The following is a 25376-nucleotide window of genomic DNA, read 5'->3' as shown; positions in this document are numbered from 1 at the left end:
CAATTCGGCTCGCTTGGAGCCCCACCGTTTCAGACCGAAGCTGGTCAGGCGTATTTCTTCTGGATCTCTTCCGCGACCTGGTTCGGAACCGGCTCGTAGTGGTCGAAGATCATCGTGTACTGGGCCCGGCCCTGAGACATCGAGCGCAGCGTGTTCACGTAGCCGAACATGTTGGCCAGCGGCACGAAGGCGTTGACCACCTGGGCGATGCCGCGAGGCTCGGTGCCCTGGATCTGGCCGCGCCGCGAGTTCAGATCGCCGATCACGTCGCCGACATAATCCTCAGGCGTCACCACCTCGACCTTCATCACCGGCTCGAGAAGCCGCGGACCAGCCTTCTGGATGGCTTCGCGGAAACCGGCACGAGACGCGATCTCGAAGGCGAGAACCGAGGAGTCGACGTCGTGGAACGCACCGTCGATGAGCTGCGCCTTGATGTCGACCATCGGGAAGCCCGCGATCGGACCGGAGGTCATCACCGAAGCGATACCCTTCTCGACACCCGGGATGTACTCCTTCGGAACCGCACCACCGACGATCTTCGACTCGAAGGAGAAGCCTTCGCCGATCTCGGCGGGCTCGAAGATCATCTTGACGCGAGCGAACTGGCCCGTACCGCCGGTCTGCTTCTTGTGGGTATAGTCCACTTCGGCCCGGCTGGTGATGGTCTCGCGATAGGCAACCTGCGGCGCACCGATATTCGCTTCGACCTTGAACTCGCGCTTCATGCGATCGACGAGAATGTCGAGATGAAGCTCGCCCATGCCGGCGATGATCGTCTGGCCGGACTCTTCGTCTGTCTTCACGCGGAAGGACGGATCCTCCGCCGCGAGACGATTGAGCGCGAGGCCCATTTTCTCCTGGTCCGACTTGGTCTTCGGCTCGATCGCGATCTCGATGACCGGATCGGGGAATTCCATGCGCTCAAGAATGACCGGCTTCAGGGGATCGCAGAGCGTGTCGCCCGTCGTCGTCTCCTTGAGACCGGCCAGAGCGACGATGTCGCCGGCATAAGCCTCTTCGATGTCTTCGCGCGAGTTGGAGTGCATCTGCAGCATGCGGCCGATGCGCTCGCGCTTCTCCTTGACCGTGTTCATCAGGGACGAACCCTTGGTGAGCACGCCGGAATAGATGCGCGCGAAGGTGAGCGAACCGACGAACGGGTCGTTCATGATCTTGAAGGCGAGCATCGAGAGCGGCTCTTCATCCGCCGACTTGCGAATGGTCTCGGTCTCGGTCTTCGGGTCGATACCGCGGATCGCCTTCACCTCGACCGGCGAAGGAAGGAAGTCCACGACAGCGTCCAGAAGCGGCTGCACGCCCTTGTTCTTGAAGGCCGAGCCGCAGAGAACCGGCGTGAACCAAACGTCGCAGGTGCCCTTGCGGATCAGCTTGCGCAGTTCGTCGTTCGACGGCATCTCGCCTTCGAGGTAACGCTCCATCGTCGGCTCGTCGATCTCGACAGCCGCTTCGATCATCGCCTCGCGGTATTCCTCGGCCTGAGCCTGCATGTCGGCAGGAATGTCGAGAATGTCCCACTGGGCGCCGAGCGTCTCGTCGCGCCAGACATAGGCCTTCATCTCGATCAGGTCGACGACGCCCTTGAGCTCACTCTCGGCACCGATCGGCAGCTGGATGACGATCGGACGCGCACCGAGGCGCGACTTGATCATCTCGACGCAACGGAAGAAGTCGGCGCCGATCTTGTCCATCTTGTTGACGAAGATCATCCGCGGAACTTCGTACTTGTCGGCCTGGCGCCAGACGGTCTCGGTCTGCGGCTCGACACCGGCGTTGGCGTCGAGGAGCGCGATCGCACCGTCGAGCACGCGCAGCGAACGCTCGACCTCGATCGTGAAGTCGACGTGGCCCGGCGTGTCGATGATGTTGAAGCGGCGCTTCTTGCCGTCGCGGCCTTCCCAGAAGGTGGTCGTCGCGGCGGACGTGATCGTGATGCCGCGCTCCTGCTCCTGCTCCATCCAGTCCATCGTCGCGGCGCCGTCATGGACTTCGCCGATCTTGTGGGACTTACCGGTGTAGAACAGAATCCGTTCGGTCGTCGTCGTCTTGCCGGCATCGATGTGGGCCATGATGCCGAAATTTCGGTAGTCTTCGATCTTGTAATCGCGTGCCATCGGGGCGTCGCCTTTCAGAAGGAAGCCAGAATTACCAGCGATAGTGCGAGAAGGCGCGGTTGGCTTCGGCCATCCGGTGCGTGTCCTCGCGCTTCTTGACGGCCGAACCGCGATTGTTCGCGGCGTCCATCAGCTCGCCGGAGAGGCGATCGACCATCGTGGTCTCGTTGCGGTTGCGCGCGGCCGTGATCAGCCAGCGAATGGCCAGCGCCTGACGACGCTCCGGACGCACGTCCACGGGAACCTGGTAGGTCGCACCGCCGACACGACGCGAACGAACTTCCACGTGCGGCGCGATGTTCTCGAGCGCCTGATGGAAGACCGCGACCGCATCCTGGCGGGTCTTGTCGTGAACGGAGTCGAACGCGCCGTAAACGATGCGCTCGGCAACCGATTTCTTGCCGTCGTACATCACGGCGTTCATGAACTTGGACACCACGAGATCGCCGAACTTCGGGTCCGGATTGATCTCGCGCTTTTCGGCTCTGTGACGGCGGGACATTCTATCGTCTCTTCAACTTATCGCGGGTCGATTACTTCGGACGCTTGGCGCCGTACTTCGAACGACGCTGCTTCCGGTTCTTCACGCCCTGGGTATCCAGAACGCCGCGGATGATGTGATAGCGCACGCCAGGCAAGTCCTTCACGCGCCCGCCGCGGATCATCACCACGGAGTGCTCCTGAAGATTGTGGCCCTCGCCCGGAATGTAGCCGATGACTTCGTAGCCGTTGACGAGACGCACCTTGGCGACCTTACGAAGCGCCGAGTTCGGCTTCTTCGGCGTGGTCGTGTAGACGCGCGTGCAGACGCCGCGCTTCTGGGGGTTCGCCTCGAGGGCCGGGACCGTGTTGCGTTCGGTGGGACGCACGCGCGGCTTCCGGATCAATTGGTTGATGGTCGGCATCCAACCTTCCTTTAAAACTTCCAGTCCCAGGTTCGACACGAGAGTCTCTCCGCGCAGAGAGAACTTCCGTTCTCCATGCGCGAAACCGGGCCATCGTTCCGCTTCACTTGCGGACGGCCCGGACGAATGCAGAGGACCACAGAAGCGGTCATGCGCCAGAGATTGACGTCTCGTTGAACGAAGCCTTGTTTGAGGCGCCGGTTTCCCGGACGTGGCGTCTACGGGAAGATTCGGCCTCACATCGGCTCGGTTGGCGCGTACCTAATCGGTCCTTCAGACACAGTCAAGCCGGGGAAGCGGGTTTCCGGCTCGATTTTGAAGGCTTTCGCGTCACTGGGGCGCACCGGGGACCGGACGCTCGTAATATCGTACCGTTTTTTGACCGCCATGGATGGTCGCCTCCCCGACGACGCGAAACCCGAGCGCTTCGTGGAACCGCTCTGAAGCCGGATTCGGCGGCTGGATGTTCACCTCGCAGACCACCCGGGGAATCGCCGACTGGTCGGCGCCCATGAAGACGGCGTCGTACAGGCGGCGTGCCAGTCCCCTGCCCCGTGCAGCCGGTGCGACGACGATCCGGTCGACGTAGAGGAAACGCTCGTAACGGTCGCGGAACCAGTGATAGTTCGGACTGTCATAGGTCGTGGCGGTCTGATCGAGGGCCAAGACGAAGGCTGTCGAATCGGCGGAGCGCAACGCCAGACGCGCGGCGCCGACCAGCAGATGAAAGCCCGTCTCGTCGAGAAGCGAGAGCTCCGCGGCATGCGCGTTGTTGAGCGCGAGCAGCGGCGCCATCGTCTCGCGGTCATCCAGGTCGATCGCCAGGATCGAGCTATCAGCGCCCAGCATGCCGTTGTCCTTCTTTCATATGCACCGATTGGGGAGCGAGCTCCGCCTTCCAATATTTCCGAGCACAAATGCAAGAGGCCGCCCACTAGGGCGGCCTCCGTGCAGTCTCGTTCTTTAGACGCGCTTACTCGGCTGCGTCGTCGACCTGGGTGAGCATCCGGTCGGTCTCGGCAACATTCGCCGCGTTGCGGCGATCCTCCAGGATGAGGTCGTCGCGCGAACCTGCGATGCGCCGCATCTGGGTCATCATGCCACCGGTGCCCGCCGGGATGAGGCGGCCGACGATGACGTTCTCCTTGAGGCCCTGCAGCGTATCCATCTTGCCGGCGACCGCCGCCTCGGTGAGGACGCGGGTGGTCTCCTGGAAGGACGCCGCCGAGATGAAGGACGGGGTCTGCAGGCTGGCCTTGGTGATGCCGAGGAGAACGGGGCTGCCCGAAGCCGGCTTCTTGCCTTCCTCTTCGAGCCGCTCGTTGATCTCGGCGAGCTCGATCCGGTCGACATGGTCGCCCGGAATGTAGCCCGAATCGCCGGACTCCTCGATCTCCACCTTCTGCAGCATCTGCCGGACGATGACCTCGATGTGCTTGTCGTTGATCAACACGCCCTGGAGCCGGTAGACCTCCTGGATCTCGTTGACGAGGTAGCTCGCGAGAGCCTCCACGCCGCGGATCGCCAGGATGTCGTGCGGCGCCGGGTTGCCGTCGAGGATGTAGTCGCCCTTCTCGATCATGTCGCCTTCCTGAAGGTGGAAGGGCTTGCCCTTCGGGATCAGGTACTCGACGGGCTCGACGCCGTCCTCATGCGGCTCGACGATGATCCGGCGCTTGTTCTTGTAGTCGCGCCCGAACTTCACCGTGCCGTCGATCTCGGCGATGACCGCGTTGTCCTTCGGCTTGCGGGCCTCGAACAGTTCGGCCACGCGCGGCAGACCACCGGTGATGTCCTTGGTCTTCGCGCTTTCCATCGGAATACGCGAAAGGACGTCGCCGGCCTTCACCTTCTGCGCCGGCTCGACCGACAGGATCGCATCCACGGACTGGAAGTAGCGTGCATCCGAACCGCGCGCGAGCTTGAGGATCTCGCCATTGTCGCCCTTGATGACGATCGCCGGCTTCAGATCCTGGCCACGCGGGCTCGCCCGCCAGTCGATGACGGCGCGCTTGGTGATGCCGGTCGACTCGTCGGTCTGCTCGGAGACCGAGACGCCGTCCACCATGTCCTCAAAGTCGATCGTGCCTTCCAGCTCGGTGAGAACCGGACGGGTGTACGGATCCCACTCGGCGATACGCTGGCCGCGACGCACCGTATCCCCGTCGTCCACATAGACGCGCGAACCGTAAGTGACGCGGTGCGAAGCACGCTCCTTGCCGGCCTGATCCATGATCAGGATCGCCATGTTTCGGCCCATCGCCACCAGCTTGCCGTCGGAGTCCCGAACGACGTTGCGGTTGCGGATCTTCACCGTGCCTTCGTAGGACGCCTCAAGGAACGACGAGTCCACCACCTGCGCGGTACCGCCCATGTGGAAGGTACGCATGGTGAGCTGGGTGCCCGGCTCGCCGATCGACTGCGCCGCGATGACGCCGACGGCCTCGCCCATGTTGACGGGCGTGCCGCGGGCGAGATCGCGCCCGTAGCAGGTGGCGCAGATGCCGGTGCGGATCTCGCAGGTCAGGGCCGAGCGGATCTTCACCGACTGGACGCCGGCCTTCTCGATCACCTCGACATCGGCCTCCTCGACGGTCCGGCCGCCCGCGACGAGAACCTCGCCGGTCTGCGGGTGCAGGATGTCTTCGAGCGCCGTACGGCCGAGGATACGCTGACCGAGCGTCGCGACGACCTGTCCGGCGTCGACGATCGGCTGCATGGTGAGGCCCTTGTCGGTGCCGCAATCGGTCTGCGTGATGATGCAGTCCTGCGCGACGTCGACCAGACGGCGGGTCAGGTAACCCGAGTTCGCCGTCTTCAAGGCGGTGTCTGCGAGGCCCTTACGGGCACCGTGGGTCGAGTTGAAGTACTCGAGCACGGTCAGGCCTTCCTTGAAGTTCGAGATGATCGGCGTCTCGATGATCTCGCCCGACGGCTTGGTCATCAGGCCGCGCATCGCCGCCAGCTGACGCATCTGGGTCGGCGAACCACGCGCACCCGAGTGCGACATCATGTAGATCGAGTTCATCGGCTTCTGGCGGCCGGTCTCTTCGTCGAACTCGATGGCCTTGATGCGGCCCATCATCTCGTCGGCGATCTTGTCCGTGCACTTCGCCCAGGCGTCGACGACCTTGTTGTACTTCTCGCCTTGGGTGATCAGGCCGTCATTGTACTGCTGCTCGTATTCCTTGGCGAGCGCCTGCGTCTCCGAGATCATGCCGGCCTTCGTATCGGGGATGAGCATGTCATCCTTGCCGAAGGAGATGCCGGCGGTGCAGGCGTGGCGGAACCCAAGCTGCATGATCCGGTCGCAGAAGATCACCGTCTCCTTCTGTCCGCAGTGGCGATAGACCTGATCGATCATCTTCGAGATGTTCTTCTTGGTCATCAGCTGATTGCAGATGTCGAAGGGCACGGCGGCGTTCTTCGGAAGAAGCTCGCCGATCAGCATGCGACCGGGGGTCGTCTCGTGGATCGCCGAAACCGGGTTGCCCTCGGCGTCGACGGTCTTGAAACGTCCCTTGATCTTGGTGTGCAGCGTGACGGCCTTGGTGTAGATCGCCTGCTCCAGCTCGCCGATGTCGGAGAACACCATGCCCTCGCCGGGCTCGTTCTCGTTCATGATCGACAGGTAATAGAGCCCCAGCACCATGTCCTGCGACGGCACGATGATCGGTGCGCCGTTCGCCGGATGCAGGATGTTGTTGGTCGACATCATCAGGACGCGTGCTTCGAGCTGCGCCTCGATCGACAGCGGCACGTGCACTGCCATCTGATCGCCGTCGAAGTCCGCGTTGAAGGCGGTGCAGACCAGCGGGTGGAGCTGAATCGCCTTGCCCTCGATCAGCACCGGCTCGAACGCCTGGATGCCCAGACGGTGAAGCGTCGGTGCGCGGTTCAGAAGCACCGGATGCTCGCGGATCACCTCGTCGAGGATATCCCAGACTTCCGGACGCTCCTTCTCGACCAGCTTCTTCGCCTGCTTCACCGTGGAGGAGAAGCCCTTGGCGTCGAGGCGGGCGTAGATGAAGGGTTTGAACAGCTCCAGCGCCATCTTCTTCGGCAGGCCGCACTGATGCAGCTTGAGCTCCGGACCGGTCACGATGACCGAGCGGCCGGAATAGTCGACGCGCTTGCCGAGCAGGTTCTGGCGGAACCGGCCCTGCTTGCCCTTGAGCATGTCCGACAGCGACTTCAGCGGGCGCTTGTTGGCACCCGTGATGACGCGGCCGCGGCGGCCATTGTCGAACAGCGCGTCGACGGCCTCCTGCAGCATCCGCTTCTCGTTGCGGATGATGATGCCCGGCGCACGCAGCTCGATCAGCCGCTTCAGACGGTTGTTACGGTTGATGACGCGGCGATAGAGATCGTTGAGATCGGATGTCGCGAAGCGGCCACCGTCCAACGGGACGAGCGGACGCAGGTCCGGCGGTATCACCGGAACGACGGTCATGATCATCCATTCCGGGCGGTTGCCGGATTCCAGGAAGTTCTCGACGATCTTCAGCCGCTTCATCAGCTTCTTCGTCTTGAGCTCGGACGTCGTCGTCGCAAGCTCTTCACGAAGGTCGCCGGCGATCTTTTCGAGATCCATCGCACCAAGGAGATCCTGGATCGCCTCGGCACCGATCAGCGCGGTGAAGGAATCCTCGCCAAACTCGTCGACGGCGATCATGTACTCTTCCTCGGTCAGGAGCTGATGCTCCTTCAGCGAGGTGAGGCCCGGCTCGGTGACGATGTAGTTCTCGAAATACAGAACCCGCTCGATGTCCTTGAGGGTCATGTCGAGCAGCGTGCCGATGCGGCTCGGCAGCGACTTCAGGAACCAGATATGGGCGACGGGCGCGGCGAGTTCGATGTGGCCCATGCGCTCGCGGCGCACGCGCGAGAGGGTGACCTCGACGCCGCACTTCTCGCAGATGATGCCCTTGTACTTCATGCGCTTGTACTTGCCGCACAGGCATTCGTAGTCCTTGATCGGACCGAAAATGCGCGCGCAGAACAGGCCGTCGCGCTCCGGCTTGAACGTGCGGTAGTTGATGGTTTCCGGCTTCTTGATCTCGCCGAAGGACCAGGAGAGGATCTTTTCCGGGCTCGCCAGCGAGATCCGGATCGAGTCGAACGTCTGCGCCGCGGCCTGCGGGTTGAAGATGTTCATGACCTCTTGGTTCATGGCTTTCTCCTTCTGGGGCATTCACCCCTGAATCGCGGCGGCGAGGCCTGCCGCTGAAATCATCCTCGCATTCGAACCGGCGCGGGTCTCGGCGCCGGTTCGGGCCACCGTCTCCGGCGGCCCTCGCAGGTCTTCGTCTTATTCGGCCGCGTCCGGCAGATCGGTCGCCGTCGGCGGAGCCGGCAGTTCGGCCGCCGTGTTCTGCAGGTCGACGTCGAGGCCGAGCGAGCGCATTTCCTTTACGAGCACGTTGAAGCTCTCGGGAATGCCCGACTCGAAGGCATCGTCGCCGCGCACGATCGACTCGTAGACCTTCGTACGGCCAGCCACGTCGTCCGACTTCACCGTCAGCATCTCCTGCAGCGTGTAGGCCGCACCGTAGGCTTCGAGGGCCCAGACCTCCATCTCGCCGAAGCGCTGACCACCGAACTGCGCCTTGCCGCCCAGCGGCTGCTGGGTGACCAGAGAGTACGGGCCGATCGAACGGGCATGGATCTTGTCGTCGACCAGATGGTGCAGCTTCAACATGTAGATGTAGCCGACCGTCACCTGCCTGTCGAAGGCCTCGCCGGTACGCCCGTCATAGAGCGTGACCTGACCGGAACCGTTCAGACCGGCATTCTCCAGCCATTCGACGATGTCCTTCTCGTTGGCACCGTCGAAGACCGGCGTCGCGATGGACACGCCCTTCGACATCTGCTTGGCGAGCGTGACGACGCTGTCGTCGTCATAGGACTTCACCGGCTCGTTGCGGTCGTTGTCGCCCAGAAGGCCAGCGATCTCGTTGCGAAGCGGCGATACGTCGTGGTCCTGCTTGTAGGCCTCGATCATCTCGCCGATCTTCTTGCCCATGCCGGAACACGCCCAGCCAAGATGGGTCTCGAGGATCTGCCCGACATTCATGCGCGACGGCACGCCCAACGGGTTGAGCACGATATCGACATGGGTGCCGTCCTCGGTGAACGGCATGTCCTCGACCGGAACGATGCGCGAGACGACGCCCTTGTTGCCGTGACGTCCGGCCATCTTGTCGCCCGGCTGGATCTTGCGCTTGACCGCGACGAAGACCTTCACCTGCTTCATGACGCCCGGCGGCAGCTCGTCGCCGCGCTGGACCTTCTCGACCTTGTCCATGAAGCGCTGCTCGAGCGTCTTCTTCGCCTCGTCATAGACGTTGCGCAGATCCTCGAGTTCGCCCTGGAGCTTCTCATCCTCGACGGCGAACATCCACCACTGCGAGCGGGAATATTCGGCCATCACCTCGGGCGACAGGGCGGAGCCCTTCTTGAAGCCCTTCGGACCGGCGATCGCGGTCTTGCCGTCGAGCATCTCGACCAGGCGGCCATAGACGTTGCGGTCGAGGATGGCCTGTTCGTCGTCGCGGTCCTTGGCGAGACGCTCGATCTCCTCGCGCTCGATCGCCATGGCGCGCTCGTCCTTCTCGACGCCGTGGCGGTTGAACACGCGCACTTCGACGACCGTGCCGTAGGCGCCCGGAGGCATGCGGCTCGATGTGTCGCGAACGTCCGAGGCCTTCTCGCCGAAGATGGCGCGCAGGAGCTTTTCCTCCGGCGTCATCGGGCTTTCGCCCTTCGGCGTGATCTTGCCGACCAGGATGTCTCCCGGCTGCACTTCCGCGCCGATATAGACGATGCCCGCCTCGTCGAGGTTCTTCAGCGCCTCTTCCGAAACGTTCGGAATGTCGCGCGTGATCTCTTCCGGCCCGAGCTTGGTGTCGCGGGCCATGACCTCGAATTCCTCGATATGAATCGAGGTGAAGACGTCGTCGGCGACGATCCGCTCCGAAAGCAGGATCGAGTCCTCGTAGTTGTAGCCGTTCCACGGCATGAACGCGACGAGCACGTTCCGGCCAAGCGCCAGATCACCGAGATCGGTCGAAGGACCGTCGGCGATGATGTCGCCCTTGTTGACCTTGTCACCCACGGTGACCAGCGGACGCTGGTTGATGCAGGTGTTCTGGTTGGAACGCTGGAACTTCATCAGCCGGTAGATATCGACGCCGGACTTGCCGGCCTGGAGATCTTCCGTTGCGCGGATGACGATACGCGTCGCGTCCACCTGGTCGACGATGCCGGTCCGGCGTGCGCCAATGGCGGCACCGGAGTCCCGCGCCACCACCGGCTCCATGCCGGTGCCGACGAACGGCGCTTCGGCGCGCACCAGCGGCACGGCCTGACGCTGCATGTTCGAGCCCATCAGCGCGCGGTTGGCGTCGTCGTTCTCGAGGAACGGGATCAGAGCCGCGGCCACCGAAACGAGCTGCTTCGGCGACACGTCCATCAGGTCGACATTGTCGCGCGGCGTCATGAAGACGTCGCCCTGGTGGCGGCAGACCACGAACTCGTTCTGGAAGGTGCCGTCATCGTTCAGGATCGCATTCGCCTGAGCGACGTGGTGCTTGGATTCCTCCATCGCCGACAGGTAGACGACCTCACTCGTCACCTTGCCGTCCACGACGCGTCGATACGGACTTTCGATGAAGCCGTACTTGTTGACGCGGGCGAAGGTCGCAAGCGAATTGATCAGACCGATGTTCGGGCCTTCCGGCGTCTCGATCGGGCAGATGCGGCCGTAATGCGTCGGGTGCACGTCGCGCACTTCGAAGCCTGCGCGCTCGCGGGTCAGACCGCCCGGTCCAAGCGCCGAGAGACGACGCTTGTGGGTGATTTCCGACAGCGGGTTGGTCTGATCCATGAACTGCGAGAGCTGCGAGGAGCCGAAGAACTCGCGCACAGCGGCGGCCGCCGGCTTCGCGTTGATCAGGTCCTGCGGCATGACGGTGTCGACCTCGACCGACGACATGCGCTCCTTGATCGCCCGCTCCATGCGCAGGAGACCAACGCGGTACTGGTTCTCCATGAGTTCGCCGACCGAGCGCACCCGGCGGTTGCCGAGATTGTCGATGTCGTCGATCTCGCCGCGGCCGTCGCGAAGATCCACGAGCGTGCGAACCACGGCAAGGATGTCCTCCTTGCGCAGCACACGCACCGTGTCCTCGGCGTCGACTTCGAGACGCATGTTCATCTTCACGCGGCCGACGGCCGACAGGTCGTAGCGCTCGGCGTCGAAGAACAGCGAATTGAACATCGCCTCGGCGGTTTCCATCGTCGGCGGCTCGCCCGGGCGCATCACCCGGTAGATGTCGAACAGCGCGTCCTGACGGGTCTCGTTCTTGTCGGCGGCAAGCGTGTTGCGGATGTAGGCGCCGACATTGACGTGGTCGATGTCGAGAACCGAGATCTCGTCATAACCCGCGTCGATGAGCGTCTTCAGCGTCTTCTCGTCGATCTCGTCGCCGGCTTCGAGATACACTTCGCCCGTAGCGAAGTTCACGATGTCCTCGGCGAGATAGTAGCCGTAGAGATCCTCTTCCGTGGCGCGGAGAGCCTTGACGCCCTTCTCCTGCATCTGACGAGCCTGGCGCGCCGTCACCTTCTTGCCCGCCTCGACCAGGACTTCGCCGGAATCCGCATCGATCAGATCGACGGCAGCATTCTGGCCGCGAACGCGCTCGACCGAGAACGGAACCCGCCAGCCGTTCTTGTCCTTGGCGAAATGCAGGACATTGTAGAACGTCGACAGGATCTCCTCGCCGTCCATGCCGAGCGCCATGAGCAGCGACGTCACGGGGATCTTGCGGCGGCGGTCGATACGCGCATGGACGATGTCCTTGGCGTCGAACTCGATGTCGAGCCAGGAGCCGCGATAGGGGATCACGCGGGCCGCAAAGAGCAGCTTGCCGGAAGAGTGCGACTTGCCCTTGTCGTGGTCGAAGAACACGCCCGGAGAACGGTGCATCTGCGAGACGATGACGCGCTCGGTGCCGTTGATGATGAAGGTGCCGTTCATCGTCATGAGCGGCATGTCGCCCATGTAGACGTCCTGCTCCTTGATGTCCTTGATCGACTTGGACTGGGTGTCCTCGTCGATATCGAACACGATCAGGCGGAGCGTGACCTTCAGCGGCGCGGCGTAGGTGAGATCGCGCTGGCGGCACTCGTCCACGTCGAACTTCGGCGCCTCGAACTCGTACTTGACGAATTCGAGCATCGCCTGGCCGGAAAAGTCGGAAATCGGGAAGACCGACTTGAAGACCGCCTGCAGGCCTTCGTCGGCGCGCCCGCCTTCCGGCTCGTCGACCATCAGAAACTGATCATACGAGGCCTTCTGGACCTCGATGAGATTGGGCATCTGCGCGACCTCGGGAATCGACCCGAAGAACTTGCGCACCCGCCTGCGACCGCTGAATGTCGTCGTTTGGGACATCGTCGCTCCTTCTCGTGACGTCTGAGCCCTTGACCGAAGGGCTGACATTGCTATCCCTCTGTGGAGAGGGAAGCCGCGTTGCCGCGGCGAAACTCGACTGTCGGGTCGAAGACCCGGCCACGCACAAGGCGTGAAAACTATGGTTCGTCCGGCTTGCCGGTCCGTATCACCCAACGCACCCGATCTTCAGCGGCCGTTTCGTGCCGGAAAGAGACCGCCTGGAACGTTCGATGATACGCACCCATCGCTGTCCTGGCTCACCTCGCTCCCGAGACCGGCTTTAACGACCCTCCAAGGAAGGCCTCGTTCACCGATTCCAGCGAGCACGGAAGGCGGAACGGCAAGAAGCCGCTCCGCCCACCAATTTTCGTCGCGAAACCGCGGCCAAAGCCGCGATTACTTGAGTTCGACGGTCGCGCCGGCTTTCTCCAGCGCTTCCTTGATCTTGTTGGCCTCGTCCTTGTCGACGTCTTCCTTGATCGGCTTCGGCGCGTTGTCGACGAGGTCCTTGGCTTCCTTGAGGCCAAGGCCCGTGAGCGCGCGGACTTCCTTGATGACGTTGATCTTCTGAGCGCCGGCGCTGGCGAGGATGACGGTGAACTCCGTCTGCTCTTCGACAGCCGCGGCAGCCTCACCACCAGCGCCACCGGCAGCCGCGACGGCGACCGGAGCAGCGGCGGAGACGCCCCACTTCTCTTCCAGCATCTTCGACAGCTCAGCCGCCTCGAGGACGGTCAGGCTCGACAGGTCTTCAACGATCTTGGCGAGATCAGCCATTTTTCATCTTCCTTAGGTTCGAACTTTGAGTTGAGCAGCGAGGAACCAGCCTCACGCCGCCTCGTCCTTCTTGGCATAGGCCCCAAACACGCGTGCGAGCTGACCCGCCGGTGCCTGAAGAACCCCAGCGATGCGCGTGGCCGGCGTGTTGATCATGCCGACGAGCTTCGCTCTGAGTTCATCCAGCGACGGCATGGTGGCGAGAGCCTTCACACCGTCCGCATCCAGGGTGGTCGGCCCCATGGCGCCGCCGAGGATCACGAGCTTCTCGTTACCCTTGGCGAAGTCGTTGGAGACCTTGGCCGCCACGATCGGATCGCTGGAATAAGCGATCAGAGTCTGGCCCTCGAACAGGTTCGAGATGCCTTCGGCGTCCGTGCCTTGAAGAGCGATCTTGGCGAGACGGTTCTTCGCGACTTTGACGGACCCACCGGCCTGACGCATCTTGGAACGATAGTCGTTCATCTGCGCCACGGTGAGACCGGCATAGTGGGCCACCACGATCGATCCCGAGTCCTTGAAGGTCTCGTTGAGCGACGTGACGAATTCGCGTTTTTCCGCTCTGTCCACTGCCTCTCTCCAGTTGACCGCGCCGTTCGCCGGAGCGAACCATGCGGTCTGGTTGCCTTTTGCCGCCCGGATCATCCGGACGACGCTCGGAGATCCTGTCCCCTCACCCGATCCACGCGGGATGGAACCCACGGGCGGCGCAAGGCATTCGGAGTTCGAACCCAAATCCGGCATCCGCCGGAAACTGGTCCTTCCCCGTCTCATGCAGGCTTTCTCACGATTATGACCGGTCGCTTGAAAACGGCCGGTCGCCCACAATCTCGGACAGGCATTTCGGGAGCCCCCTTCCGGCGGCTCCCGTTCCCGGGACGAGCCCGGAATTCTTTAAAGCGCGAGGGCGCGATATAAACACTCGCCCCCGCGAATTGAAGGGTCAGGCTGCAGCCGCGCCCGAAAGCGTCGACGGGTCGATCTTGACGCCCGGCCCCATGGTCGAAGTGATCGCCACGCGCTTGACGTAGACACCCTTGGCGCCCGACGGCTTGGCCTTGTTCACGGCATCTGCAAAGGCGCGGATGTTCTCGGCGAGGGCCGAAGCATCGAAGGACGACTTGCCGACGCCGGCATGAACGATGCCGGCCTTCTCGACGCGGAACTCGACGGCGCCACCCTTCGAAGCCTTGACGGCCTCGGTGACGTCCGGCGTCACGGTGCCGACACGCGGGTTCGGCATCAGGCCGCGAGGGCCGAGTACCTTACCCAGACGACCGACGAGGGCCATCATGTCCGGCGTCGCGATGGCGCGATCGAAATTGATGTTGCCGGCCTGGATCTCGGCGACGAGATCCTCGGCGCCGACGATATCCGCTCCGGCCGCCTTCGCCTCCTCGGCCTTGTCACCGCGCGCGAAGACGGCGACACGCACGGCGCGGCCGGTGCCGTTCGGCAGATTGACGACACCGCGGACCATCTGGTCGGCGTGACGCGGATCGACGCCGAGATTCATCGCGACTTCGATCGTCTCGTCGAACTTCACCGAAGCCTTCTGCTTCAGCATCGCGATCGCCTCGTCCAGCGTGTAGAGCTTGGTGCGCTCGATGCCTTCGCGGGCGGCGCGGATACGCTTTCCAACTTTCGCCATCGTGCTTACTCCACCACCTGCAGGCCCATGGACCGCGCTGAGCCTTCGACCATCGCCGTAGCGGCGTCGAGGTCGTTGGCGTTGAGGTCCACCATCTTCTTCTCGGCGATCTCGCGCAGCTGAGTGCGCGACACGGTGCCGGCCGTCTCCTTGCCCGGCGCCTTGGAGCCGCTCTTCAGGTTGACCGCCTTCTTGAGGAAGTAGGTCACCGGCGGCGTCTTCATCGCGAAGGTGAAGGACTTGTCCTGATAGTAGGTGATCACCACCGGGATGGGCGAACCCTTCTCGGCTTCCTGGGTCTGCGCGTTGAACGCCTTGCAGAACTCCATGATGTTAATGCCACGCTGACCGAGCGCCGGTCCGATCGGGGGCGACGGCGTCGCCGATCCGGCCGGGACCTGAAGCTTCAGCTGGCCCGCAACTTTCTTAGCCATTTGCTCCTGCCTTCATTCGTCTGCCGGTCAGAGCGTCTTGCGCCACCGGCGTTTCGCAGTCCGCGCGGTGCGGCGATATCGGCCGGCAAAGCCGCCTCGCCTCCCGCACGAGAAGCGGGCCGAGCCCGCCTGTCCGATCAGACCTTTTCGACCTGACCGAATTCGAGATCGACGGGCGTCGCACGCCCGAAGATCGAAACTTCCACCTTGAGACGCGCGCGCTCCTGGTCGACTTCCTGAACGACGCCGTTGAACGAGGCAAAGGGACCGTCGGAGACCCGCACCTGCTCGCCGATATCGAAGGACATGGTCGGCTTCGGCCGCTCGACGCCATCCTGGACCTGGTTCAGAATATGGTCGGCCTCGGCCTCGGAGATCGGCACCGGGCGGTTGTCCGGCCCGAGAAATCCCGTCACCTTCGGCGTGTTCTTGATCATCGAGAAGACCTGATCGGTCAGCTCGGCCTTGACCAGAACATAGCCGGGGAAGAACTTGCGCTCGGCATCGACCTTGCGGCCACGACGCACCTCGACGACCTTCTCGGTCGGCACGAGGATCTTCTCGAACTTGTCGGAAAGCCCCTTCTGACGGGCTTGCTCCTCGATCGATTCGGCCACCTTCTTTTCGAAATTCGAATAGGCGTGAACGATATACCAGCGGGCGGTCATGAAACTGTCGATGTCTCCCGAGGCGCCGTCAGACGCCCGCGTTCATGATCAGGCCGACGATGTAGCCGAGCGCCTGATCGGCAATAAAGAAAAACGCCGCCGCGAAGGCGACCATCACGAACACCATGATCGTCGAGATCACCGTCTCGCGCCGGGTCGGCCACGTCACCTTCGACGTTTCCGAACGCACCTGCTCGAGGAAAGTGAAGGGATTCGTCTTGGCCATCGAGTGCTCACGGCTAAAGCGCGTGAAAGGCGGTTGACCAGCCCCACGCGCCGTTCATGTTTCGGCAGGTATTTAGCGGGCCTCGCGCTGATTCACAAGGCCCATACCGGGTGAAAAACTGTGGCCCGACGAAAAAGCGGCATCAGGCGAATGGCAGGGGCAGAGGGGCTCGAACCCCCGACCTGCGGTTTTGGAGACCGCCGCTCTACCAACTGAGCTATACCCCTATGGCCGAAGCCGCAATATCGCCTTGCCGCGGGAACTGCAAGACCCAGGTCGGGATGATTTCGTGCCAAGCAAACGTCGTGCCCCTACGCACGGCGCACAAGGCCCTTTTCAACCTCCTTCTGGTCGATCGGCCCGTTCCTGGAGGCGCTGCTTTCGCGTCTTCGGCTTCAGTCGCCGAAAGATCCCGTCGATCGAAGCCAGCGGCTTCACGATCGAATAGAGACGGTCGACCGATCGGTTGGTCCCCTCCTGGCGAGCGGACAGTACTTCGGCCGCAACCAGCGCGATCTCCTGTGGCTGCACATCCGGGAAGCGCTGTGCGATGGCGGTCAACGGCGGCCGCTCGCGTCCGCCGATCGCTCCAAGGCGCCCGGCCCGCATCAAAAGTCGCTGGACGATCTGCTCGAAGGTCCATTCATGATCGTGAAAGAGTTTCCACCGATCCGAGCGTTCGGCGGTGAAGCCGGCGAGAATCACCGAAACATCCGGGCATGATTCGACGAGCCAGACGGCGAGTGCAAAACCGCTCGTCGGCGCGTAGTCGGCCGGATAGAAGCCGGAATAGTGCGATACGAGGTCGAGATGACCGACGGCGCGCCCCCCAAACTCGTCGGCGCTGCTGAAGCGTTCGCCGGTCGCTGCGACGAGATTGAGGATTCCGAGGAACGCGTGACCGGGAAAGAACCGGCACACCGCGTCCACTTCTCGGCGGTAGACCAGATTCGCCCCGGCCGGACTGGATCGAGACACCAAAAGCGCCGGTCGGTCAAAGGGTTCGTCGAGAACCTTGTAGACCTTGTTGAAGAAGACGAACAGCACGCCCTCGCCGAAACGGTGGCGAAGCGCCGGGATATCCGCCGCCTCGCTGTTGGCCACCAGCACCACCGTGCGGTAACGCGCGAAGAAACGAGCCCAATCAGTCGGCTCGTCTGGAAGCTCACTCATCGATGTCCGTCATCCGTGGCAGTTCAGGAGGCCCGGCCTGGTGACAACCGATCCGGATTCCGCGAACGGCTGCCTCAGCCTTCGCGCTGCTGAACGAAGAGCGTGCGGTCGCGCGCGGCGAACCACTCGTCGGCATAGTCGCAGTCCTTGTATTCGTCGAAATAGGGGCCGCCATCGGTGAAGTGAACGTTCTTGGCGTTCTCGTTATATTCGTACTCGTTGACGAGCCAGTTCCATTCCGCCGGCAGCTCGCCGATCAGATCGTCGTTCTCGAGCCACTTGAACTGATGGAGTTGCAGACCCGAAGCCGAGTTGACGTAGTCCTCGGTCAGCGCCTTGCATTTGGCGTTGTTGAACAGGATGACGCTCGACCAGTTCTTCTTCTCGTATTTGGTCTGGGTCTGGCCGAGGAACTTGGTCTCGATCTTCGGCGTATAGTCATGCTTGACGCACATGGCGGCATAGCGATCGTCACGAAGCTTCCAGAGTTCGGCAATGTCGGCCCTCAGCATCATGTCGCAATCCATGAACAGGCTCCAGCCCTCGTAGTTCGACAAGGCGGGGACCAGGAAGCGCGAGAAGGAAAATTCTGTGGATTGGAGATTATGTCGCTCGCGCTTAAAGATACCTTCGAGGTTCTTTAGAACGATTGGAGAAAATGCGACCGGCATCGAGGAGTTTTCCAAGATGCTCTGCGCAAGCACGTGGTAGGCGAGCACCTCCTTGGTGTCGAAGCCGATGAAAACGCGGGCGACGTCGATGGTCATTTGCTAATTCCCTCTTGGTTTCTGCGCTGCTCTAGCAAGAAGCGGTCGCTCCTGAAAGCCGGGCTCGCAAAGTGAACGGCGTCAAAGAGTGGCGAGTCGACGGCAGCGCAGCAAAAACGGTTTCCTGCGGCATACGAAGAGTGTCTTTGCGCCAAGTCAAACGATCGTGCGCCAGGGTACTCGATTGCGTGGGAGGCAGCGGGTGTCCCGGACCGACGCGCTCGCCAGAAAGCGGGCGCTCCAAAGCCATTCCGGACGGGACCGTGCCAAGATCGAGGGGAGCAGTCGTCTCCTCCCGTAAGAGCGAAGCCGATCTGGGCGGCAGGAAGGAGAACGGTAGGCCGCCCGGCGAATTCGAATGATCCGTCCCCGTGCAACTGCGGCCGATCGCGACCAAACGCTGGAGAACCCCCGTGACACTGCGGGAAGAGGCGATTATCAGCACGGGTCTGACGAAACGGAGGGTGGCCGCATTGCCGACGCTCGACAAAGCCGAGATCATACAGCGCAAGCGGCATTCGCGTTGGCAGCGCTTTCGCATTGGAGCCCGCTGCCTCAGGGCTGTCCGCGATGCGGCGTACTTTCGCGCCGAACGGGATGCGTTTCTCGCTGGCCTGAGCTTTCCGCGGGAGATTGCTACCGAAGGAGTGATCCTGCTGGCCTGTAACGGCTTCTACTACCACTCGTTCGCGCGCGGGATGTTACTCTCCTTCGAGAAAGTCGCCGCTCCGCAATCAGTACACCTCCATATCTCCGGCGCGGACCAGGAGACGATCGAGGACGTTCGACGCCTGGCGGACAAATTCCACCACCTTGCGCTCTCCCTGACGACTGACGACGCATCCATTGCTCATTCGCTGCCCTATCAGTCGGTCTATTTCACCGCCTTGCGCTTTATCGTGCTCCATGGCGTTCTCACCACCACAGGCCGGCCGGTTCTCTGCCTCGATGTCGACGGAATCGCACGAAAGCCCCTATGGCCGACCGTCGCTGCTGCGCTGGACGGCTCTGACGCCGCATTGATTCGCAGGGACGAAAAGCAGCCCTGGCGGAAGGTGCGAGCCGGAGCAGCCGCGTTCGCGCCGACGAGGCAAGGCCTGAACTTCACCGATGCGTTGTCGCGCGCCCTTCTCGCCAATCTCAGCAAGCTGCCGCGCTATCACGTCGATCAGATAACGCTCCACCATGTCAGCGAGGCGATGACGCGAAAGGACGGTCTGACGGTCGCTCCGCTCACGACGTCGCTTTCCAGCCCGGAACTCGATTGCGATCCACTGGTCTGGACCGCCCAGAGCTGGAGGATGAAGAATTCGGAGGAATATCAGCGAATGCTGCGCTCCATCGAAGAGACCGTGCAGGTGCCCGGGCAAGATGAGTAGGACAGAATGGAATCGAGGGTCGTTCGTCGCCCAGCATCGTAAATGGCTCAAACCGCTCGGCATCCTGGACAAGCCCTGGCTCATCCTCGGCTCGGCCCCGAACCCGACGGTTCCGGGGGACATCTTTGCCACTCATGCGCGCGTCGACATCAACAACGCCGGTCGCACAGCCCAAGGGATGGGGTTCGGGCGCGCTGACCTGACGGTGAGGGCCAAGAAGAAATCCTGGGAAGAGCACCGCCACATCGACACCCGACTCCTCTTGTGGATTCATACCGTGCCGGGACTTGCTCTTCGGTTTCTCCTTCTGGGCAAGCCCTACGATCATATCGGGCGCGTGCGGCCGCTTCGACGACGGGATCGCGAGCGCGTCGTGCTTGAGGTCAGTGGCATCGCACTCGACGAAATCGGCGATCTCGGCAAGGTCACGAATGGCGTCGCCATGGCCTGTTATGGCCTGCTTCTCGGCGTGCCGGAAGTCGTTCTCTCCGGCATCTCCCTTTCGAAAACTGGCCATTCCTACGATCAGCTCGACCGCAAGCGCCGGCAGGTGGACGAGGATCGCGCTGTCCTGACGGCACTGGCGAGCGACGCTCGACTCGCCACGACCGAAGCGGACCTGGCCGCGGATGTCGGGATACGCCAGTGGTCGAAACCGACATGACAGGCCGCAGCGAGGCGCCCGCCCCTCTCCGTGTCTGGACCGTCAGCGAGGCCAAGGCGGGAACACTGACGCAATGCCTCGGCGTGGCGCGGCTCCTCGATCCGGACCCGACCATCGTGACGATGCGGCGACGCTTCCAGTGGTGGCGCCCGAAGCTCGATTTCTTACCCAAGCTCTTCTCCAGAGGCCCGCCGGACATCATCATCTCCTGCGGAGGCAAGGCACAATCCCACGCGATGGTGATCGCCGCGTGCTGCAGGCGCCGGCCATTCATGGTTCATCTGGCACGTCCGGCGCCACAGTTCGAGAGACGTTTCGACATGGCCTTCGCGTCCCGACACGATTTGCGCGATGTCGGACACGAGCACCCGCGCTTTCACGCGATGGTCGGCGTACCCCATCAGATCCACGCAGATGCGATAAGCGCGCGCCGAGCAGAAGCACGGCGGTGCTTCGTTCCGCAGGGAGAACCCACGGTCGCCTTGTTGGTCGGGGGGCCGAACAAGGCCTACGATTTCGACCAACCGACCGTCGATCGCCTCTCTGCCACGGTCTTCGATCTGGCGGAAAAGGGTTTTCGCGTCCTCGTGTCGACCTCGCGCCGGTCGCCGCCGAGCTTGCAGGAGAATATCTCGGCCCTGCGCCACGATCGGGTCTTCGTGTGGAATCGCCAGGGCGAGAACCCATACCGCGATTTTCTTGCAGCGGCGGATTATTTCATCATCACTGCCGATTCCGTGACAATGACGTGTGAAGCGCTGACCACAGGCAAACCGACCTTCACCTTCGCACTCAGACACCGACCGGACGGTCGGTATCTCCAAAAGTTCGAATGGATGCACAACGACATGCAAAACACTCTTGGTCTCACGCGCAATTTCGAGGGCGAGCTCTACGACTATGCTTACGAACCCCTCGACGAGACCAAACGCATCGGAGCCATGGTCCAGGCGGAATATGCGCACCGAACCAAGAAGAAGCGGCGATGAGCAGCAAACTCGACCGCCTCATCGGTCAACAGAGGCGCTGGCTCTCGGCCAGGGGATTGACCGATCGGCCCTGGTTTCTGCTGGCCTCCGCGCCGGAGCCGACAATCCCGACTGAGCTGCCAGAAAACGCAGCGCATATTCACATCAAATATGCCGGGCACTCAGCGGCCAAGCAGGGTTTGCCCGATTCAGACCTGACATTCCTTCTGCAAAAGACCAAACCGGAGCAGATCGCAGGGTTGAACATCCGGACGACCCTGCGCATGCGCCGAGGCGGCTCATGGACCATGCGGATGAAGCGACTGGTCCCGTTCGTTCCGTTTCAGGAGTTTGAAATCCGCCACCGGGAGCGGGATTTGCTGATCGAGTCGATCGCGGGGTCCCTGTTCGCCGAGCTTGGAAGTGACGACCGGCCCTCGAACGGCATCACCATGATCTGCTATGCCATTGCCGTGGGGATCCCGCAAATCATCGTGGCCGGCATGTCGCTTTCGTCCGATGGTCATGCCTACAACGAACAGAAGCGGAAGCGACGGCATGTCCCTCAGGACGAGGCAGCCCTTTCCGCCATCGCAAGACGCCACGGTCAGGTCGTTACCAGCGAGCCTGCCCTTGCTCAACGAACCGGATTGACGCTCTATGCGCCTGCGCACAGAGATTGGCACTCCGCTCCGCCAGCCGACGAGAAGGATGACAAGACGCCATGAAGGTTTCCGAGGCGATCGGGATGATTTTTGCGTCGACCGAAGAAAAGCGCAACCTGCGACGCCGCCTCGCCAGACGCGCAGCGCGGGAAGCGGGTTACTACATCTATTCCGACCATATGGTCTGGAAGGAGCAACCGTTTTTCGAGAAGGCGTGGACCGGCGCAACCGGCATTCCCGGTATCGCCGATCCACGCTGCTTCGTTTTGCAAAGCGTGATCAGGTCGCTTGCCCAGGTGAAAGGCGACGTTGCCGAATGCGGCGTCAGGCGCGGACGGTCGACATATTTCATGCTGACGGCGGATGAAGCCGAGAGGACCTACCATCTCTTCGACGCTTTCGAAGGCCTTCCCGAACCAACCGAAGACGACCGCCTCGCAGATGGAAGTGTGCGCTGGACCGAAGGCGACCTATCCACGGAGGAGGCAGTCGCACGCGAAAACCTGTCGGGCTTTTCCAACGTGAGCTTTCATGTGGGCTGGATCCCGCAGACGCTGACGGCCGTGGCAGGGGGCTCCTTCGCGCTCGTCCATATCGACGTGGACCTGCACGCACCCACACGGGACTCTCTCGAATTCTTCTGGCCGCTCGTCGTGCCTGGAGGAATGGTCGTGTCGGACGATTATGGCTCGCGAAAATGTCCCGGCGCACGCAAGGCGTTCGACGAGTTCTTTGCGGACAAGGCCGGCATCATCGAACTCCCGACGGGTCAGGCGCTCGTCCGCAAGGCGGAAGCCTGAAACGGACTGATCCGGGTCCCATGGGCCTTTCTCGGCGCTCGAGAATATTCTTGAGACCTGCCGACCTATTTCACCCCGCCGCTGAGGGCCTGTAGGAAGTCACCCATCCGACTCCCAGGCACGCCCTCGCAAAAACGGGCGCCTTCGGCGCCCGTTCAAATGCATGTCGTATCGTATCGCCGAGGCCGGCTTGCTGGCCCTGACGCGTCACTTACTCGACGATGCTCGCCACGATGCCGGCGCCGACGGTGCGGCCGCCTTCACGGATGGCGAAGCGCAGCTTCTCTTCCATCGCGATCGGAACGATCAGCGTGACATCCATCGTCACGTTGTCGCCCGGCATCACCATCTCCGTGCCCTCGGGAAGCGTGACGACACCCGTCACGTCCGTCGTGCGGAAGTAGAACTGCGGACGGTAGTTCGTGAAGAACGGCGTGTGGCGACCGCCCTCTTCCTTCGTCAGGATGTAGGCCTCGGCCTTGAACTTCGTGTGCGGCTTCACCGAACCCGGCTTGCACAGGACCTGACCGCGCTCGACGCCCTCACGGTCAATACCGCGGATCAGCGCGCCGATATTGTCGCCCGCCTGGCCCTGGTCGAGCAGCTTGCGGAACATCTCGACGCCCGTGACCGTCGTCTTGCGGGTGTCCTTGATGCCGACGATCTCGACTTCCTCGCCGACCTTGATGATCCCGCGCTCGACGCGGCCCGTCACCACCGTGCCACGACCCGAAATCGAGAACACGTCCTCGATCGGCATCAGGAACGGCTGGTCAACCGGACGCTCCGGCGTCGGGATGTAGGCGTCGACCTCGGCCATCAGCTTCTTGACCGCTTCCTCGCCGATCTCCTTGTTGGAGTCTTCGAGAGCCGCAAGCGCCGAACCCTTGACGATCGGAATGTCGTCGCCCGGGAACTCGTAGGACGACAGAAGCTCGCGAACCTCGAGCTCGACCAGTTCCAGGAGTTCCTCGTCGTCGACCTGGTCGACCTTGTTGAGAAACACCACGATCGCCGGAACGCCGACCTGACGGGCGAGCAGGATGTGCTCGCGGGTCTGCGGCATCGGGCCGTCGGCCGCCGAAACCACCAGGATCGCGCCGTCCATCTGCGCCGCGCCGGTGATCATGTTCTTCACATAGTCGGCGTGGCCCGGGCAGTCGACGTGCGCGTAGTGGCGGCTTTCCGTCTCGTACTCGACGTGCGCGGTCGAGATCGTGATGCCGCGCGCCTTCTCTTCCGGCGCCGCGTCGATCTGGTCATAGGCGCGATAGTCGCCGAAGTACTTCGTGATCGCTGCCGTCAGGGACGTCTTGCCGTGGTCAACGTGACCGATCGTCCCGATGTTCACATGCGGCTTCGTCCGCTCAAACTTGCTCTTGGCCATCGCCAGCCCCCATTTTCGGAAGAATTACGGTGCGCGCGACATAGAAGCTTGGGGACAGAGAAGCAAGCCCGCTTTGAATTGATCGCTCGGCAAAGCGCAACATCGCCAGGGACATTGGTTGAAACGTGACGCAACCGACCCAAGAAGCTCGCATCCCACGCACCCTTGCAACCAGAAGCTCACTGAGACCCAAGCTGACGTAACCCGCACGCGGTACTCGGCTGGTATATTAGATTAGTACCCTGCCCGGCATGTGCGAGCGGGCGCGCCGTAAATGAGGCATCACGAACGTCGGCTACTCATTTTTCTCGGGTTAATGGCACCGTGTTTGAATTGAGCAGTCATAACGTCCCTAAGTATGGGAATTAATTCTCGATGCTTTTATTATTTTTAAGTTTATTGCCTACGATAAAACTACTGACAATCGTGGCGATACCAAAACCACATACAGCCAAAGCTACGCTATCGCTGCCAAGCCTGGCTAGAAACGCAACCAAGAAGAGCATTGCTGCGAACGCTATAAGCCCACAAAATAGACCTGCAAGTCTATAGCGATCATCGCGACGCCTCTTATCATCCCTCCCAAAGATATAAGAACTTTGCTCTACTTGTGCCATGCCGACAATTTCGCTAGCCATACCAGTTGAAATCTCCTCATAGGCTCTTAATTGTTCGGCAGAGGGTATAGGAGAACTTGTTACTTTGAGACCGGATTTAATAACTTCAACAGCCGAATTACCACTACTCAACTGCTCCTCGATACTGCGATAATCTCAGAGACCGTCGTCGCATCGAGGTATCTTCCCGCAACACTCTCAAACAAGGTCGCCGATTCAATTTCGTAGTCAGCAAATATTTTTGCGAGAACTGCCTTATCCAATTGAATATCACTGCCGTTGTTGCCACCAGCGTCGCGGTTCCCCGTAGTAGTCACCGAACCGCGATCCTGTTTATCAACTGGGGGAAGTTCGTCACTATGATGGATTTTTCTCATTGAATTTTTCAATTGTCAATTGTGACGCCGCCGAAGGCGGTATGGCCATCATGGTGCGACGCAACGCCTCACCTGCCCCGCGCCATGCAGCCGCGACTGAGCTTCCAGCAATAGGTGATGCAAGGCGAGTCAGCGGAGCAACAAAAAGGGCCGGTCCTGACATTCCCGCAAGGAAAGCGTTTGCTGCAATGGATGCCCCGCTGGCGACCTCGCGGCTCATTTGTTGCTTAGCCAATCTGCGCGCGACGTCTCGTGGCACAGCGCGTTCTTGCAGATATCTGAACCTACGTTGGTACTCCTGCCTACGTTCTTTTGCGGTAGTA

At 62.0% G+C, this 25376-nt stretch carries 22 protein-coding genes and 1 tRNA gene; 5 read left to right on the top strand and 18 right to left on the bottom strand.

What is annotated here, in order from left to right:
* Positions 1–44: 44 nt before the first annotated feature.
* The 15 genes from fusA to MF134_RS21200 form a co-directional block, all read right to left on the bottom strand.
* Entirely contained in the window at positions 45–2135 is a 2091-nt protein-coding gene (gene fusA / locus MF134_RS21270) for an elongation factor G (RefSeq protein ID WP_255341419.1), read from the bottom strand.
* Between the two features lie 31 nt (positions 2136–2166).
* Positions 2167–2637 (bottom strand): 30S ribosomal protein S7, encoded by a 471-nt coding sequence (gene rpsG / locus MF134_RS21265; protein WP_255341418.1) that lies wholly within the window; start codon positions 2635–2637, stop codon positions 2167–2169.
* A 31-nt stretch (positions 2638–2668) separates the two neighbouring features.
* Positions 2669–3040, bottom strand: coding sequence for a 30S ribosomal protein S12 (gene rpsL / locus MF134_RS21260; protein WP_084409349.1), 372 nt, complete (start codon positions 3038–3040; stop codon positions 2669–2671).
* A gap of 330 nt (positions 3041–3370) precedes the next feature.
* A complete protein-coding gene (locus MF134_RS21255; protein ID WP_255341417.1) occupies positions 3371–3889 on the bottom strand; it encodes a GNAT family N-acetyltransferase in 519 nt (172 codons plus the stop codon).
* A 124-nt stretch (positions 3890–4013) separates the two neighbouring features.
* Positions 4014–8213 carry a DNA-directed RNA polymerase subunit beta' gene (gene rpoC / locus MF134_RS21250; RefSeq protein ID WP_255341416.1) on the bottom strand — a complete coding sequence of 1400 codons (4200 nt, stop codon included), beginning with the start codon at positions 8211–8213 and terminating at the stop codon, positions 4014–4016.
* 138 nt (positions 8214–8351) lie between these two features.
* Positions 8352–12500 carry a DNA-directed RNA polymerase subunit beta gene (gene rpoB, locus MF134_RS21245; RefSeq protein ID WP_255341415.1) on the bottom strand — a complete coding sequence of 1383 codons (4149 nt, stop codon included), beginning with the start codon at positions 12498–12500 and terminating at the stop codon, positions 8352–8354.
* A 396-nt stretch (positions 12501–12896) separates the two neighbouring features.
* On the bottom strand, positions 12897–13277 hold the full coding sequence (gene rplL, locus MF134_RS21240) for a 50S ribosomal protein L7/L12 (RefSeq protein WP_255341414.1): 381 nt from the start codon (positions 13275–13277) through the stop codon (positions 12897–12899).
* 51 nt (positions 13278–13328) lie between these two features.
* Entirely contained in the window at positions 13329–13847 is a 519-nt protein-coding gene (gene rplJ, locus MF134_RS21235) for a 50S ribosomal protein L10 (protein ID WP_255341413.1), read from the bottom strand.
* A 373-nt stretch (positions 13848–14220) separates the two neighbouring features.
* Positions 14221–14928, bottom strand: coding sequence for a 50S ribosomal protein L1 (gene rplA, locus MF134_RS21230; RefSeq protein WP_255341412.1), 708 nt, complete (start codon positions 14926–14928; stop codon positions 14221–14223).
* Positions 14929–14933: 5 nt separating this feature from the next.
* Positions 14934–15362 carry a 50S ribosomal protein L11 gene (rplK, locus tag MF134_RS21225; protein WP_255341411.1) on the bottom strand — a complete coding sequence of 143 codons (429 nt, stop codon included), beginning with the start codon at positions 15360–15362 and terminating at the stop codon, positions 14934–14936.
* Between the two features lie 137 nt (positions 15363–15499).
* Positions 15500–16030, bottom strand: a complete 531-nt coding sequence (gene nusG / locus MF134_RS21220) for a transcription termination/antitermination protein NusG (protein WP_255341410.1) — start codon at positions 16028–16030, stop codon at positions 15500–15502.
* Between the two features lie 28 nt (positions 16031–16058).
* Positions 16059–16256, bottom strand: a complete 198-nt coding sequence (gene secE / locus MF134_RS21215) for a preprotein translocase subunit SecE (RefSeq protein ID WP_255341409.1) — start codon at positions 16254–16256, stop codon at positions 16059–16061.
* A 151-nt stretch (positions 16257–16407) separates the two neighbouring features.
* Positions 16408–16483, bottom strand: a tRNA-Trp gene (locus MF134_RS21210).
* A gap of 109 nt (positions 16484–16592) precedes the next feature.
* Complete coding sequence (locus MF134_RS21205; RefSeq protein ID WP_255341408.1) at positions 16593–17429, bottom strand: 3-deoxy-manno-octulosonate cytidylyltransferase; 837 nt, start codon at positions 17427–17429, stop codon at positions 16593–16595.
* Positions 17430–17503: 74 nt separating this feature from the next.
* Positions 17504–18196 (bottom strand): glycosyltransferase family protein, encoded by a 693-nt coding sequence (locus tag MF134_RS21200; protein ID WP_255341407.1) that lies wholly within the window; start codon positions 18194–18196, stop codon positions 17504–17506.
* A gap of 413 nt (positions 18197–18609) precedes the next feature.
* Here MF134_RS21200 and MF134_RS21195 point away from each other — a divergent pair, with 413 nt between their 5' ends.
* The 5 genes from MF134_RS21195 to MF134_RS21175 are packed head-to-tail and all read left to right on the top strand — an operon-like array spanning position 18610 to position 22672.
* Positions 18610–19575: a hypothetical protein gene (locus tag MF134_RS21195; RefSeq protein ID WP_255341406.1), complete on the top strand. Its 966-nt coding sequence runs from the start codon at positions 18610–18612 to the stop codon at positions 19573–19575.
* Complete coding sequence (locus MF134_RS21190; protein ID WP_255341405.1) at positions 19568–20239, top strand: hypothetical protein; 672 nt, start codon at positions 19568–19570, stop codon at positions 20237–20239. Before MF134_RS21195 ends, MF134_RS21190 begins: the two co-directional genes overlap by 8 nt.
* The gene (locus MF134_RS21185) at positions 20236–21228 is read left to right on the top strand and encodes a mitochondrial fission ELM1 family protein (protein ID WP_255341404.1); all 993 of its coding nucleotides are present in this window, start codon (positions 20236–20238) and stop codon (positions 21226–21228) included. The genes MF134_RS21190 and MF134_RS21185 overlap by 4 nt, the downstream gene beginning before the upstream one ends.
* Positions 21225–21935 (top strand): hypothetical protein, encoded by a 711-nt coding sequence (locus tag MF134_RS21180; RefSeq protein ID WP_255341403.1) that lies wholly within the window; start codon positions 21225–21227, stop codon positions 21933–21935. The genes MF134_RS21185 and MF134_RS21180 overlap by 4 nt, the downstream gene beginning before the upstream one ends.
* Positions 21932–22672 (top strand): TylF/MycF/NovP-related O-methyltransferase, encoded by a 741-nt coding sequence (locus MF134_RS21175; protein ID WP_255341402.1) that lies wholly within the window; start codon positions 21932–21934, stop codon positions 22670–22672. The genes MF134_RS21180 and MF134_RS21175 overlap by 4 nt, the downstream gene beginning before the upstream one ends.
* 211 nt (positions 22673–22883) lie before the next feature.
* Here the strand turns inward: MF134_RS21175 and tuf are convergent, their stop codons facing one another.
* From tuf to MF134_RS21160, 3 genes are all read right to left on the bottom strand, one after another.
* On the bottom strand, positions 22884–24059 hold the full coding sequence (gene tuf, locus MF134_RS21170; RefSeq protein ID WP_255341401.1) for an elongation factor Tu: 1176 nt from the start codon (positions 24057–24059) through the stop codon (positions 22884–22886).
* Between the two features lie 365 nt (positions 24060–24424).
* Positions 24425–24808, bottom strand: coding sequence for a hypothetical protein (locus tag MF134_RS21165; RefSeq protein ID WP_255341400.1), 384 nt, complete (start codon positions 24806–24808; stop codon positions 24425–24427).
* Positions 24805–25053 (bottom strand): hypothetical protein, encoded by a 249-nt coding sequence (locus MF134_RS21160; protein ID WP_255341399.1) that lies wholly within the window; start codon positions 25051–25053, stop codon positions 24805–24807. The genes MF134_RS21165 and MF134_RS21160 overlap by 4 nt, the downstream gene beginning before the upstream one ends.
* Between the last annotated feature and the right edge of the window lie 323 nt (positions 25054–25376).

This window comes from Jiella marina, from assembly GCF_024359545.1.
Lineage (GTDB): Bacteria > Pseudomonadota > Alphaproteobacteria > Rhizobiales > Rhizobiaceae > Jiella.
This window is presented reverse-complemented; position numbering and strand designations above follow the sequence as displayed.